This is a genomic window from Janthinobacterium sp. NKUCC06_STL (genome assembly GCF_019345455.1).
Taxonomy (GTDB): domain Bacteria; phylum Pseudomonadota; class Gammaproteobacteria; order Burkholderiales; family Burkholderiaceae_D; genus Janthinobacterium; species Janthinobacterium rivuli.
Genome location: NZ_JAHKQY010000003.1, coordinates 71,459 through 84,841, shown reverse-complemented (window position 1 = coordinate 84,841; position 13,383 = coordinate 71,459). Strand labels below are relative to the sequence as shown.

At 64.3% G+C, this 13,383-nt stretch carries 12 protein-coding genes; 8 read left to right on the top strand and 4 right to left on the bottom strand.

Annotation, left to right across the window (positions count from 1 at the left end; all coding sequences use genetic code 11):
- Window positions 1-44: 44 nt before the first annotated feature.
- Window positions 45-527: a DUF2165 family protein gene (locus KO539_RS12915; RefSeq protein ID WP_219309959.1), complete on the bottom strand. Its 483-nt coding sequence runs from the start codon at window positions 525-527 to the stop codon at window positions 45-47.
- A 125-nt stretch (window positions 528-652) separates the two neighbouring features.
- Here KO539_RS12915 and KO539_RS12910 point away from each other — a divergent pair, with 125 nt between their 5' ends.
- Window positions 653-1,312 (top strand): metalloregulator ArsR/SmtB family transcription factor, encoded by a 660-nt coding sequence (locus tag KO539_RS12910; protein ID WP_219309957.1) that lies wholly within the window; start codon window positions 653-655, stop codon window positions 1,310-1,312.
- Here KO539_RS12910 and KO539_RS12905 read toward each other — a convergent pair.
- The gene (locus KO539_RS12905; RefSeq protein ID WP_219309955.1) at window positions 1,309-2,568 is read right to left on the bottom strand and encodes an MFS transporter; all 1,260 of its coding nucleotides are present in this window, start codon (window positions 2,566-2,568) and stop codon (window positions 1,309-1,311) included. The genes KO539_RS12910 and KO539_RS12905 overlap by 4 nt on opposite strands.
- Before the next feature lie 112 nt (window positions 2,569-2,680).
- On the opposite strand from KO539_RS12905, the gene KO539_RS12900 reads away from it, so the two are divergent.
- Window positions 2,681-3,580 (top strand): LysR substrate-binding domain-containing protein, encoded by a 900-nt coding sequence (locus tag KO539_RS12900; RefSeq protein WP_219309952.1) that lies wholly within the window; start codon window positions 2,681-2,683, stop codon window positions 3,578-3,580.
- A gap of 12 nt (window positions 3,581-3,592) precedes the next feature.
- On the opposite strand, the gene KO539_RS12895 is transcribed toward KO539_RS12900, so the two are convergent.
- A complete protein-coding gene (locus KO539_RS12895; RefSeq protein WP_219309950.1) occupies window positions 3,593-4,630 on the bottom strand; it encodes a methyltransferase domain-containing protein in 1,038 nt (345 codons plus the stop codon).
- Window positions 4,631-4,757: 127 nt separating this feature from the next.
- Between KO539_RS12895 and KO539_RS12890 the strand changes: the two genes are divergently transcribed.
- Window positions 4,758-5,654, top strand: coding sequence for an AraC family transcriptional regulator (locus KO539_RS12890; protein ID WP_219309948.1), 897 nt, complete (start codon window positions 4,758-4,760; stop codon window positions 5,652-5,654).
- A gap of 57 nt (window positions 5,655-5,711) precedes the next feature.
- Window positions 5,712-6,116 (top strand): VOC family protein, encoded by a 405-nt coding sequence (locus KO539_RS12885; RefSeq protein WP_219310463.1) that lies wholly within the window; start codon window positions 5,712-5,714, stop codon window positions 6,114-6,116.
- 124 nt (window positions 6,117-6,240) lie between these two features.
- On the opposite strand, the gene KO539_RS12880 is transcribed toward KO539_RS12885, so the two are convergent.
- On the bottom strand, window positions 6,241-9,111 hold the full coding sequence (locus tag KO539_RS12880; protein ID WP_219309938.1) for an insulinase family protein: 2,871 nt from the start codon (window positions 9,109-9,111) through the stop codon (window positions 6,241-6,243).
- Between the two features lie 307 nt (window positions 9,112-9,418).
- Here KO539_RS12880 and KO539_RS12875 point away from each other — a divergent pair, with 307 nt between their 5' ends.
- The 4 genes from KO539_RS12875 to KO539_RS12860 all read left to right on the top strand — a co-directional run bounded on the left by KO539_RS12875 (window position 9,419) and on the right by KO539_RS12860 (window position 13,367).
- Window positions 9,419-10,831, top strand: coding sequence for an ATP-binding protein (locus tag KO539_RS12875; RefSeq protein WP_219309936.1), 1,413 nt, complete (start codon window positions 9,419-9,421; stop codon window positions 10,829-10,831).
- Window positions 10,828-11,373, top strand: coding sequence for a hypothetical protein (locus tag KO539_RS12870; protein ID WP_257626282.1), 546 nt, complete (start codon window positions 10,828-10,830; stop codon window positions 11,371-11,373). The genes KO539_RS12875 and KO539_RS12870 overlap by 4 nt, the downstream gene beginning before the upstream one ends.
- Window positions 11,370-12,737, top strand: coding sequence for a sigma 54-interacting transcriptional regulator (locus KO539_RS12865; RefSeq protein WP_219309934.1), 1,368 nt, complete (start codon window positions 11,370-11,372; stop codon window positions 12,735-12,737). Before KO539_RS12870 ends, KO539_RS12865 begins: the two co-directional genes overlap by 4 nt.
- A 267-nt stretch (window positions 12,738-13,004) precedes the next feature.
- Window positions 13,005-13,367 (top strand): BON domain-containing protein, encoded by a 363-nt coding sequence (locus KO539_RS12860; protein WP_034752546.1) that lies wholly within the window; start codon window positions 13,005-13,007, stop codon window positions 13,365-13,367.
- Window positions 13,368-13,383: the final 16 nt, after the last annotated feature.

The following is a 13,383-nucleotide window of genomic DNA, read 5'->3' as shown; positions in this document are numbered from 1 at the left end:
AAGTCCTTTTTACAGCGGGGAAGAAGAGGCGCAGCGGAGGCTGATCAGGTCCGCTGCGCGTTGAAAAGTACAAATAGCGCGATGGTCCACAGCAGCAGCACCAGGTGCGTCGTCTGCAAGCCTTCCTGCGCGATCCAGTAGCCGAACCACAGGCCGCCCAGGTGCATCAGCAGCAAAAAGGCGGCCATGGCGCACAAGGCCAGGTTCAGCCAGGGCAAGGCAGCGGCCAGGCCGCCGCCGAGAAACAGTGCCACGCCGGTCCAGGCGGCGATGGCGGCCAGCAGCTGCAAGGCCAGCACCACCCCCAGCGCCAGCCGGTGCAGGGTCAAGGACGTGAGCGCGCGGCGCAGCAGCGGCGTCTGGATGGTGGGGTCCTGGCGCAATGGATCCATGCGCATGGTGTTGCCGATGGCCCAGACGGAGCCGTGGAAGGCGTGCAGATTGTTGATGGCGGCCAGGGTCAGCCAGGTGGCCAGGCCGGTGGCGAGGATGGCGTGAAACAGCCAGATGGAGTGCTGCAGCTGCATGAGAAATCCAGTCCAAGAAAGTGTCTTGCCGGCACGCGGACGTGGAAACTCCTCGACAGCGGGGAGCTACCGGCCTATTATGCAAGCAATTAGTTGGTTAACTGGCCCCATGATAGTTGAGCGAAATGAATTACACAAGTAAACGTTTGGATAATAGCGAGGTGCCGCAAACGACGGAGCGCATCCTGTATTTCATCAAGACCAAGGGCCCCGTCTCCACGGCGACCCTGGCCAAGACCCTGGACATGACAGGCGAGGCGGCGCGCCAGCAAGTGCAAAAGCTGGTGGCGGCGGGTCTCATCGAAGGGCGCCAGGAAGCGCAGGCGGGCGCCGGCCGGCCGCGCCAGAACTGGGTCTTGACGGAAGCGGGCAATGCGCGCTTTCCCGACACGCATGCGCAGCTGACGATCAAGCTGATCGGTTCCGTGCGCCAGCTGTTCGGCGAAGCGGGGCTGGACAAATTAATTACCCAGCGCGAAGAGGAAAGCCGCAGCGCGTATGCGCTGGCGTGCTCGGCGCCAGACTTGCCCACGCGGCTGCGGCAACTGGCGGCCGTGCGCGATGAAGAGGGCTATATGGCGCGCGTGGAAGCGGACGGCGACGACTGGCTGCTGATCGAAGACCACTGCCCCATCTGCGCCGCCGCACGCACTTGCCAGGGCTTTTGCCGCTCCGAACTGCAGCTGTTCCAGGAAGTGGTGGGACCGCACGCCAGCATCGTGCGCGAGCAGCATGTGCTGGCCAACGCCATGCGCTGCGTGTACCGGATCAGGGCGCTGCCCTAGTCTTTCGGAAACAGGGGGCGGGTAGCAAGCGCCACCAGCCCCGCCAGCCACCACACGACGGACCAGTTGCTGGCCGCCAGCAAATGCGGGATGGCAATCGGTGTGAGGAACAGGCCCGCATATACGGCCGTGTTCGCCATGCCCAAGGCCGTGCCCGCGTTGGCGCCGCCCGCTTCCGTGGCCAGCTCCGTGTAGGCCACGCCATGCCAGGCGGACACGGCGATGCCGGCGAGCACCACGGCCGCCATCAACAGCCAGCCCGGCGCCTGCAGCCAGGCGATGCATCCGAGCAAAATGAACGAGGCCAGCGCTACCAGGGCCGAGCCGCGCAGGTAAGCGGGCCGGTTCGCGTGGCGGTCCGTATGGCGCCCGCTCCAGATGCGCATCACCATGGCGCCCGCCTGCAGGGCCACCATCACGGCCGTGATGGCTGCCAGGCCCAGGTGGCCATGGTCGTGCAGGAACACGGTGGCATAGCTGAGCACGGCAAATTGCGGCACGCACAGCAAGCCGATGGCGGCCACCATGCGCCAGACTTTACGGTTCTGCAGCGGCGGCTTCACTGCAGATAGGCCCGTGGACGCGTTGTGCGGCCCTGTGGCGGCCTCGGCAGAGAAATCGGGCTCATGCATCCAGCGCCACGTAAAAAACGCCGACAGGCCGCATACGAGGGCCAGGGCGCCAAACACGGGCATGAAGCCGTAGCGCGATGCCAGGCTGGGCAGGACGAGGGCGCCGAGGCCGCCGCCCATGGGCACGGCCGTCTGGCGGATGCTCATGGCGAAACCCCGTTCGCCGGCGCCAAACCAGCGCATCACGGCGCGACCGCTGGCGCCATTCACGCTGCCGCCCAGCACGCCTACCAGCGCCAGCCCGGCCGCCAGCGCCCACAGGGGCGGCACGGCGCCGTCAGCCGGCGTGATCCACAGCAGCAGGGTCAATAAGGCCAGCATGGTGCCCAGCAAGCCGGTCAGCAGCACGGGCCGGTCGCCCCAGCGGTCGGTAGCCATGCCCCATGGCAATTCGGTCAGGGCCACACCCAGGCCCATGGCGCCCAGCGCCACTCCCAGTTGCGTATTGCTCAGGTGATAGCCGCTGCGCAGCCAGATGGCCGTGGTGGGCATGCCGTTGGCGGCGGCGGAAAAGCTGGCATTGGCCGCCACGCCGACGGCCAGCACTTTCCAGCGGTGGGCATTGCCCAGTGCGGGCGCAGTGACGGGGACAGGAACAGGAACGGCTGGGCAATTGGTGCTCATGGCAGGGAGGGGAAAGTGGTTGACCCTGACAGTGTTGCGCAGTACGATCGTTCTGAATATCAGATAATTTACTAGTCACCATCCCACAAAACCGGACGATTGTATTGATGCCATGAGCCTGCTGAATTTCGACATCGCCTTTTTGCGCAGCTATGTGGCTGGCATCGAACTGGGCAGCTTTGCCCGCGCGGCCGACAAGGTGGGACGTTCTACCTCGGCCGTCAGCGCCCAGCTGAAAAAACTCGAGGAGCAGGCCGGCATGCCCCTGTTCCGCAAGGATGGCCGGGGACTGGCGCTGACGCCGGCCGGCGAAGTCCTGCTCGGCTATGCGCGCCGCCTGCTGGAACTCAACGACGAGGCGGCCGTCGCCTTGCGCGGCGCGGAACTGGAAGGCTGGATCAGGCTCGGTTTGCAGGAGGATTTTGGCGAAGCCTTGCTGCCCGACGTGCTGGGGCGCTTTGCCCGCGCGCATCCGAAAGTGCGCATCGAGGCGCACGTGGCGCGCAACACGGCCTTGATGCAAGGGCTGGCCATGGGGCAGCTGGATCTGGCCCTGCTGTGGGGCGGCGCCTGCATCGCCGACGTGGCCGAGTATCCGCCGCAGCAGCGCCAGCATATTGCCGAACCGGCCATGCGCTGGATCGCCTCGTCCAGCCTGGCGTGGCGGCCCGAATCGGGCGAACCGCTGCCGCTCATTACGTTCGACCGCGACTGCCTGTTCCAGCGCTGCGCCACGCAGGCGCTGGACCATGCCGGCATCGCCTGGCGCACAGCGTTTACCAGCCCCAGCCTGGCGGGACTGTGGGCGGCGGCCGCCGCCGGGCTGGGCGTGACGGTGCGCACCGGCCTGGGCTTGCCCTCTTCCGTGTGCGCGCTCGATCACGTGGCGGCCGGTTTGCCCGCCCTGCCCCCGTTGTCGCTGGAACTGCTGCGCGCCTCCAGCGTGTCCAGGCCGCCCGTCGAGCGCCTGGCCGGCCTGATCATCGAATCGCTGCAGCAAGATGCGGCGTAAAACGCCTGCCATTCACGTGCGCGCAATCAGCACTTGCACGGGCGCCATGGGAAAATCGCTGGCGCCGTACTGCTCCACTTGCCGCCATCCCGTGTCGCGCAGCAATTGCGCCAATTCCCCCTGGCGCGTCACCGTGCGGCCCAGCATGCGCATCGGCAAGTAATACGGCAGCACGCGCGCCGCGTCAACGGCTGCCGGAGCGATTTCCGCTTGCACGCAAACGAAGACGCCACCGGGTTTCAAGGCCGCATGGATCTTGCGCAAGGCCGCCGCCATGTCGGGCACGAAATGCAGCACGGACGAGCACCAGATGAGGTCGTAACCGTTGCCGATATCGTCGCCGTCCAGGTCGCCGCCCACCGTCTCCAGACGGTCAGAGAGTTGCGCATGGGCGATGTTGGCGGCGGCCACAGCCACTGTTTCCGGCCAGTCGAAAACGCAGCCGTGCAAACCCGCATGGGCTTGCGCCAGCGCAATGGCAACCCAGCCTGGCCCGCCGCCCAGGTCGAGCAGGCGCAGCGGCGTGTTGCCGTCTGCAAACGGGGCGATCCGTTGCATCACGGACAGGGCCGCGCGCATGGTGACGGCGCGTTGTTCCTGGCCGATCTGCTGCTGCGCGGCAACGGCCCAGTTGACTCCATTCGCCGTGCTGTAGGGCGCGGCCTTGCCCCCCTGGCGCACCAGCGTACCGAGCTGGGTGGCGAAGTGGCGCAGCGCATGCAGCCGGTACAGCCAGGCGTCGCCGCAAAAGGCCACCGAGTTGCGGCAGAAGTACTGCAAAGTGGCGGCCGTGCAGCGGTAGCGCTGTGTGTCTGCATCGGCATCGGCTGTATCGCGTTCCAGCACCTGCATGCTCCAGAGCAGTTCCAGCAGCAGGGCCGTGTGCGGCGCATGCAGCGCCAGGGTGTCGGCCAGCTGCACCGGCGTGTGTGGCGTGGCCAGCACCTCGAAAATACCCAGTTCCAGGGCGGCGGCCAGCCCGTCCGCCTGGACGGGCGCGACGGCCAGGTCCCAGTACGGTTGCAAGGCATGTTGCGTGGTAAACGGCATGGCATTTCCTTTCGGCGAGGTGGGCAAGAACGCCTATTTTATGCAACAATGAGAATAATTATCATTTGCATTTGTATGCGGCACGGCGCATTTCGTATGCGCGACGGCGCGGAAAACAGGGGGAGCGATGAGGGAACAGGACCGGGAAGCGGCAGGCTGGACGCGGCGCCAGCTGGACCCCGGAATGGGTGCGTGCCGCGCGGACCAGCGCCAGGTCGACCAAGGCTTGCTGCTCGTGCATTCCGATTACCGCCCGCGCCTTGCCCTCGTCGAGCCATCGAAGCATGACGACGCGGGCGGCATGGTCATTACCATCGGCCTGGAAGGCGCATCCGGCTACCTCACGCGCGATGGCGAACAATTGCGTTTCCTGGGCGGCCATACGACGGTGACGGCGTTTCACCACGTCAGCGGCGAACGTCGTTTCGAGGCGCATCAACGGGCGGCGCAATTGCGCGTGCTGGTGGGCGAAGACGCGCTGGCGCGCTACTGGCCGGAAGGCCTGACTTCATTGTTACCGAACGGTGGCGCGCGCCAGCTGGCGCATGCGGCCACGACGCGCAGCAGCGCTCTGCACGCGCGCGCGTTGCTGCGCGCGACGGATCCGCTGGCCGTGCATATCGGCGTGCTCAGTATCCTGGCGGAACAGTTGCGGGCGCTGCGTCCGGCGCCCGCACCCGCTGCCTTGCCGCGCTGGTCCGAGACTGATATCGCCAAACTGGAACGCGTCCACGCGCTGATGCAGGAGCAGATGGCGCAAGACCTGACGCTCGATTACCTGTGCGCGCAAGCGGGATTGAGCTTGTTCAAACTCAAGCAGGGATGGCGCTACCGCTACAATGACAGTCCGCAGCGCACCCTGCTGGCGCTGCGCATGCAGCGGGCAAAGTTACTGCTGGAAAATGGGTGTCAGGTGGCGCAGGCGGGCTGGCAAACGGGCTATCGCCATCCGTCCAATTTCAGCGCCGCGTTCAGCCGTTATTTCGGCTTCGCGCCGAAGACCGTGGGACGCGCTGGCACGTAAAAAGCCGGTGTAGAATCGGCGGGCAGCACATACTCATACGACCCACAAGGAGACATGATGGCCCGTAAAATCTTTGTCAATCTGCCCGTCCAGTCGCTGGAACGCTCCGTCGCGTTTTTTACGGCGCTGGGCTTCAGCTTCAATGCCCATTTCACCGATGAAACGGCAACGTGCATGATCGTTGCCGACGACATCTTCGTGATGCTGTTGACGCACGACAAATTCAAGCAATTTACGCCCAAGCAACTGTGCGACACCACCGTGGCGACGGAAGTGCTCGTGTGCCTGTCGGCCGAGAGCCGCGGCGAAGTCGATGCGCTGGTGGCGAAGGCCGTCCAGGCGGGCGGCAGCATCTACAAGGAGCCGATGGATTTCGGCTTCATGTATGGACATAGTTTTCAGGATCCTGATGGGCATCAGTGGGAGTTGATGTACATGGAACCTAATTCTGTCCCCCAATAGCATCGTAGGTCGGATTAGCGGCGGCACGTCGCGTAATCCGACAATATTGTTGGCCGGTGGTGGTGTCGGATTACGCGCGGCTTCGCCACGCTAATCCGACCTACCCGGCTGTTAAACTTGCGCCTTAGCTGGCCAGCGCCAGCAAATCCACCACTTCCAGCCCCGCCAGGTCTTGCGTCGTGTTGCCCGCAAACGCGGCGCGGCTCGGCTGGCCGTTTTTCAGCCAGGTGCGCGTGACGTCCTTGATCTGCGCCAGGGTGCAGGTCAATACGCCGGTGCGGAATTGCTGGCGCACGGCTTCCGTCGTGCCGCGCTGCTGCATGTTCCACGCGGTCAGCGCTTCCGCATACGGCGAATGCGGCTTGTCGAGGCCCTTGATCACGCAGATGATGGCTTCTTCCACTTGCTCTTGCGAGAAATCGCCGTCGAGGATTTGATCCAGGGTCGTGCCGAAGTCGGCGAACGTGCCGGCCAGGCGTGGATCGCGGTAGGAACTCAATGTAAATGTTCCTGCGCCGGCCGCATAGCTGGCGCTGCCGCCATAGGCGCCGCCTTTTTCGCGCAGGGCCGTATGCAGCACCTGGTTGGTCATCAGTTCAGCGGCGACAGCCAGGGCCGAAGCATCCGGATTGTGCACGCCAGGCACGGCCCAGGAAACGAAGCAATGGTTGATCTGGCTCGTCGCATGCAGGGCCGTGTTGGCCAGCGGCAAGGCAGCAGCTGCGACGGCAACGGCCGGTGCATCCGTCTGCGTGCTGGCTGCCGGCAATTCCAGCAAACGGGCCAGGGTGATGCCATCCTGCTCCAGGCCGGCGCACAGCACGGTTGGCTGCTGGGCGATGATGTGCGCGTGCAGGGTGTCGAGTTCACGCGCGATTTCCTGCAAGCCTGCCGACGTCTTGCTCAGCTGCTGCAAGCGGCGGTAGAACGGCAAGGCTGCCGGGCCGCCGACGATGTCGTCGAAGCGGCGCGTCGGCGACAGCGGCGCTGCCGAGGCCAGCATGGCGTAGCGGTTGCCGGACTCGGCCAGGCTGGAGAGTTTGTCTTGCACCAGACTTTCAATCAGGAAAGCCAGGCGTTCTTCTTCATCGAAGCGGGGCTTGGCGATCCAGGCTGACAGCACGGCGGCAATCGCCGCGTGTTCTTCGCGCAAGCCGCTGGCCGAGAACGACAATTCCACGCGCATCGCTTGCTGCGGGCGGGGAATCGCTTCCAGGCCGATGTGGAACGATGGCACCATGCTCTGGCGCCAGGCGCTGGCGTCGTCGAACGACATGTCGCCCACGCCCAGTTCCGGCGCCAGGTCCGTGTACAGGCGCAGCCATGGCCACGACGCTTCCGGCAAGTTCGACACGTCGTACAGCACGTTGGCATAGCTGATGCCGTTCGAGGCGATGCTGAACGCCACGGCGCCGTCGATGGCGGCTGGGATCGGCAAGGCCGGGCGCGGCAAGGCGCTGACGTCGCCAGGGCGAATGCGCGGCAAGACTTCGGAATTCGATGGCAGTTGCTGATGCGCTTCCAGCGCGGCGGACTCGGCCACGATGTGTTCGCGCTCGGCATCCGTCAGCGTCGCTTGCAAGGCCGCCAGCTTGGCGTCTTCCTGGGCGGCGCGGTCAGTGAAGTAGGCGCTGTCGGGTACCACGTGGGTCGTCAGGCGGGTCGGGTTGGCGATCAGCTCACGCACCAGCTGCTTGAAGAATGCCGGATCGTCGATCTGCTGTTCCAGGGTTTCCAGAATCGCCGCATTGTCGAACGCATCCATCACGTCGCCGCCATACATGGCCAGCGGCAAGGCGTGCAGCAAGCGGCCCAGGCCGTAAGGCATGCGGCCGCTGCTGATTTCGCGCTGGCTGTATTTGATGTCGCGCAAGGCCGCGTGCAGCACGGCGGCGGGAATGCCCTCTTCCGCCGTTTCTTCCAGGGCCGTCCAGATGCGCTGGTGCGCATCGGCGATCTGTTCTTTGGTTAAACCTTCCATGCCGATGTGGAATACCATCTGGCGGATGCCCGCGTCGCGGCCGTTCATGTCCGATGGGCGGCCATAGCCGGCCGATTCCATGGCGCGCATGACGGGCGCCGACGATTCACCGAGCAAGCCGTGCGACAGCAGATGCGCGTGGTAGTAGGCGATGGGGTCGCTCGATTCGCCCATCAGCCAGGCAAATTGCAGACCGAATTCATCGTCGCGCGCTTCCTGCGAAGGAATTTTGACGATGTTTTCCTGCGGCGCCGTCCACGCGGGGGCCAGCTGCGGCAGGCGGCGTTCGGAGAAGCCGCTGAGCTTGGACAACACGCGCTCGCTTACCTGTTCCTGCACGGCCGACGCTTCGATATTGCCGGCGGTCATGATCACGGCTTGCGACGGGTGATAATGGCTGGCGTGGAATTCTTTCAGCATGTCATGCGTCAACTCGGGGATATTCAGCGGATCGCCGCCCGATTCCACTTCATACGTCGTGCCTTTGAGCAAGGCGCTGGCGATGCCGCTGTCGAGCGCGCGCATGGGACTGTTGAAAGCGCCCTTCATTTCATTGAAGACGATGCCCTGGTACACGAGCTTGTCGCCTTCGAACGCGTGGCGCCAGCCTTCCTGGCGGAAATTCAGGTAATCGAGGTTGGGGAAGAAGGCCGCATCCAGGTAGACGTCGAGCAGGTTGAAGAAATCCTTGCGGTCGGTGCTGGCGAACGGGTACACGGTGCGGTCCGGATAGGTCATCGCATTCATGAACGTGGCCGTCGAGCGGCGCAGCATCGAGAAGAAGGGGTCGCGCACCGGGTAGCGCGACGAGCCGCACAAGGCCAGGTGCTCCAGGATGTGGGCGCGCCCGTCGCTCACTTCGGGCACAGTGGGAAAGGCCACCAGGAACACCATCTCAGCCTGCTCGGTATGCATGTGGATATGGCGCATGCCCGTTGCTGGCTCGACATATTGTTCGATGGTTGCCTGCAAGACTGGAATGAAGTTGCTGCTGACTTTTTCAAATGTGCTCATGCGGTATGGGATCTCTGCGGTAGGTGATTCGGAGTGTCGGTGGAGCTGCATCACATGTGGGGGCAAAGTGGCGCAATGCCAGGGCCTGTCGCCAAGCGGGGTGTCAAGGCCAGGCCACTTTGATGCCTGCGTGAAGTTTTTCCCTATTGTACTAGGAGTATTCGCGCGCCGCCGCCGGGGCCTTGCTGGCGGCCGGAAAAGCGACAGTCTTGCTAAATTGATCATTCTCGGGTGGGTGGCGTCTCCGAATGAACGCTTAGCGTACCATGCGCCTTTTGTCATCCAGACTGAACCGAAGGCGCCTATCTTGTCCCGACTTTCCTTTCGCCAACTGTTATTTGCCGCCTTCATTTTGACGACGGGCATTTTGACGGCCACCTCCGTGCAAGCCCTGCTGACCCTGGAACACCTGGCGCGGCTGGGGCGCGAGACGGCGGCGCAGGCGATTGCCCTGACGGAACAGTCGCAGCGCCTGTCCGAGCGCACCCTGGCCATGGAGCGCAGCGCGCGCCAATTTCTTGTGCTGGACGATCCCGTGTTCCGCGAGCGTTACGCGGCGGCCCGCGACGAAGCGACGGCGGCGCTGCAAGTGCTGAACCGCGCCACGCCCGAGTTCGCCACGCAATTGGCCGACGAATGGACGGTGCAGGCGCAAGCGGCGTGGGAAGTTTTACAGGCCGGCAAGCGCCGCAAGCGCGATGGCCACGCTGTTGTGTACCGCGCGTTTGCCCGCATGACGCAAATCAATGACAGTCTGGCGCGCGAAAGCAAGACGGAAATCGGCAGCCGCAACGACGCCCTGCTGGCCGAGCTGGAACGCCAGCGCCGCCTGCTGGGCGTGCTGGTCGGTGGCGCCGTGCTGCTGGCGGCCGTGCTGGCCACCTGCTTCGGCTTCCTGCTGTCGCGTCCGCTGCGCCGCATCGAGACGGCCATCGGGCGCCTGGGCGACAAGCGCTACGACCAGCCCATCGTCGTCGGCGGACCGGCCGACACGCGCCGCCTGGGCCAGCAGCTCGACTGGTTGCGCCAGCGTCTGGCGGATCTTGATGCCGACAAGGAGCGTTTTCTGCGCCACATTTCCCACGAGCTGAAAACCCCGCTGGCGGCCCTGCGCGAAGGCGTGGCTCTGCTGGAAGATGAGGTGGCCGGCAAGCTCAGCGACAGCCAGCGCGAAATCGCCGGCATCCTGCAGCAAAACACGGCGTCCTTGCAAACCCAGATCGAGGACTTGCTGCGCTACAATACCGCCGCTTTTGACGCCCAGCATCTGGCGCACAGCAAGGTCGACTTGCTCGTCTTGCTGCAAGATGTGGTGGCCGGGCAGCGCCTGCAATGGCTGGCGCGCCGGTTGACGGTCGAGGTGCAGGGCGAGTCCCTGATCGTGCAGGCCGACCGCGACAAGCTGGCGACGGCCCTGGCCAATTTGCTGTCGAATGCCGTGCGCTTCAGCCCGGAAGGCGGCACCGTGCATTTCACCCTGTCTTGCGAAGGCGGCCGTGTACGCATCGACTGCATCGACGAAGGCGCCGGCGTGGCGCCCGAGGATGCCGCGCGCATTTTTGAACCGTTTTACCAGGGAGTGCGCCAGGCGGCCGGCGCGCGCAACGGCAATGGCATCGGCCTGTCCATCGTGCGCGAATATATCGCCGCCCACGATGGCAGCGTCACTCTTTTACCGCGCCCCGCCGGCGCGCATTTTCGGATAGAACTGCCCTTATGATAACGAGAATTCCCCTGGCCGGCATGGCCGCCTGCGCATTGCTCTTGGGTGCTTGCGCCGCCAAGCCCCCCATCCAGACGCCCGTGCTGGTGCAAACGCCGCCGCGCGTGGTGGTGGTGGTGATGGACCCCCAGCTGACGGAACTGCTGGCGTATCAAAGCGCCTTGCGCCTGATGACGCCGTCGGAACTGGTGAAAGCGCAGCTGGATCTGGCGAAAGCCGACCATGCGCCGCACAACACGCTGCGCCGCGCCATGCTGCAAGCGGCCTTGCGCGGTCCCGGCGACCTGGCTCGCGCGCAAGCCTTGCTGGAACCGTTGGCCACGGCCACGGGCAAGGATGCGCAACTGCTGGCGCCGCTGGCGCAATTGCTGGGCAGCCAGTATGCGGAACTGCGCCGCCAGGAAGAGAGCATCGACAAGCTCAACACGCAGCTGCGCGACGCCCAGCGCCGCAACGACTTGCTCAATGAAAAACTCGAAGCATTGAAAAACATTGAGCGCAGCCTGTCCGTGCGCCCCGCCGCGGGAGCGCCGAAATGAGCGAACACGCCCACATCTTATTGGTCGACGATGACCCCGACCTGCTGCGCCTGCTGACCATCCGCCTGAAGGCGGGCAATTACCGCGTGACGGCCGTGGGCAGCGCGGAAGCGGCGCTGGCGCGCCTGGCCGTGGAATTGCCGGCCCTGGTCATTACCGACGTGCAATTGCCGGGCCGCGACGGTCTGGCCCTGTTCGATGAAATCCGCCGCCAGCATGCGGCCCTGCCCGTCATTTTGCTCACAGCCCACGGCACCATCCCCGACGCCGTCGACGCCACGGCGCGCGGCGCGTTTGCGTATCTGACGAAACCGTTCGACGGCAAGCTGCTCATGGAAAAAGTGGCATATGCCATTAACTTGTCCACCGTCATGCCGGCGCCCGCGTCCGGCGACGAGAGCTGGCGTGCCGAGTTGATCAGCCGTAGTTCACAGATGGCCGAGTTGCTGGCCGAAGCCAAGCTGGTGGCCGGATCCGATGCCAGCATCCTGATCCGTGGCCCCAGCGGCACGGGCAAGGAATTGCTGGCGCGCGCCCTGCACAACGCCAGCCGCCGCGCCAAGGCGCCGTTCATCGCCGTCAACTGCGGCGCCATTCCCGAGCAGTTGCTGGAATCGGAACTGTTTGGCCACGTGAAGGGCTCGTTTACGGGCGCCGTCGGCAACCGCGAAGGGCTATTTCAGGCGGCCGATGGCGGCACCCTGTTTTTAGATGAGATCGGCGACATGCCGCTGCCGCTGCAGGTGAAACTGCTGCGCGTGCTGCAGGAGCGGGCCGTGCGCCCCGTCGGCGCCGACCAGACGCGTCCGGTGGATGTGCGCTTGCTGTCCGCCACGCACCGCGACCTCGACGTGGCGATGACCGAGGGGCAATTCCGCGAAGACTTGTATTACCGGCTCAATGTGGTGACCTTGACCCTGCCGCCGCTGGCCGAGCGCCGCGAAGATATCGCCCTGCTGGCGAACCATTTCCTGCAAAAGCTGGCGGCCAAGTACCAGAAACCGTTGAATGGCTTCGCGCCAGACGCACTCACGGCCTTGGTCAGCGCGCCATGGCCTGGCAATGTGCGCCAGCTGGTCAATGTCGTCGAGCAAGTGTGCGCGCTGGCGACGGCGCCGCTGGTGCCCTTGTCGCTGGTGCAGCGGGCCTTGCGCGTGCCGTCGCTGGAAGCGCTCAGCTACAACGAAGCCAAGCAGCGCTTCGAGCGCGACTACCTGATTCAGCTGCTGCGCCTGACGGATGGCAACGTGGCCGACGCAGCCCGCCTGGCCGACCGCAACCGCACGGAGTTCTACCGTTTATTACAGAAATACGAGCTGACGCCGGCCCTGTTTCGGGGCGATGGCGACCCTGTCGCTGAATAGCGACAAAAATAAAGTATTCATAATCAACGACTTATCTGGAAACATTGATATTGTTGCCATACCTTGTCGCTGTCTGGCGACAAAAAGCCCCGTTTTTTCGGCCAGATCGCCGTGAAACGGGCTGGAAAAATCGAGTTTGAATCTAAGTCGTTGATTTTAAATGAAATTTAAAAGCTGGCACGGCGCTTGCTGTATGGGTAGATGTGACGCTTCAAAGTGTTACTTTATCCAAGTAAGAAGCTTTTAACTTCATTGAGAGGAACTACCATGCAAACATCGAAACTGTTCAATACCCTGGTCGCCGCTATCGTACTGTCGGGCGCCTCGATCACCGCTTCGCATGCCGCTGACTCCGCACCAAAAGCACAAGCTCCTGCTGACACCGTCGTGGCTGCCAATGCCGCCGCCGCCGTCCCTGATGAAACCATCACTTCCTCGGCCAAGGCCGCCCTGAGCGCCGATGCGCAAGCCGCTGCCCTGCCAGTCAAGGTTGCAACCCAGCAAGGCGTGGTCGTTCTGTCGGGCGACGTGCCGAGCGCCGAAGCGGGTGACCGCGTCGTGCAGATCGTCGCTTCCGTGAGCGGCGTGAAAGAAATCAAGAACGAGCTGAAAGTCAAAGCCGCCGGCTAATCCCCTCGCGCTGTAC

Bases quoted from the DNA above. Each gene is read 5' to 3' on its own strand.
- KO539_RS12915 (WP_219309959.1), bottom strand. From the start codon at position 527: ATGCAGCTGCAGCACTCCATCTGGCTGTTTCACGCCATCCTCGCCACC.
- KO539_RS12890 (WP_219309948.1), top strand. From the start codon at position 4,758: ATGAGGGAACAGGACCGGGAAGCGGCAGGCTGGACGCGGCGCCAGCTG.
- KO539_RS12865 (WP_219309934.1), top strand. From the start codon at position 11,370: ATGAGCGAACACGCCCACATCTTATTGGTCGACGATGACCCCGACCTG.
- KO539_RS12860 (WP_034752546.1), top strand. From the start codon at position 13,005: ATGCAAACATCGAAACTGTTCAATACCCTGGTCGCCGCTATCGTACTG.
- KO539_RS12900 (WP_219309952.1), top strand. From the start codon at position 2,681: ATGAGCCTGCTGAATTTCGACATCGCCTTTTTGCGCAGCTATGTGGCT.
- KO539_RS12885 (WP_219310463.1), top strand. From the start codon at position 5,712: ATGGCCCGTAAAATCTTTGTCAATCTGCCCGTCCAGTCGCTGGAACGC.
- KO539_RS12880 (WP_219309938.1), bottom strand. From the start codon at position 9,111: ATGAGCACATTTGAAAAAGTCAGCAGCAACTTCATTCCAGTCTTGCAG.
- KO539_RS12905 (WP_219309955.1), bottom strand. From the start codon at position 2,568: ATGAGCACCAATTGCCCAGCCGTTCCTGTTCCTGTCCCCGTCACTGCG.
- KO539_RS12870 (WP_257626282.1), top strand. From the start codon at position 10,828: ATGATAACGAGAATTCCCCTGGCCGGCATGGCCGCCTGCGCATTGCTC.
- KO539_RS12910 (WP_219309957.1), top strand. From the start codon at position 653: ATGAATTACACAAGTAAACGTTTGGATAATAGCGAGGTGCCGCAAACG.
- KO539_RS12895 (WP_219309950.1), bottom strand. From the start codon at position 4,630: ATGCCGTTTACCACGCAACATGCCTTGCAACCGTACTGGGACCTGGCC.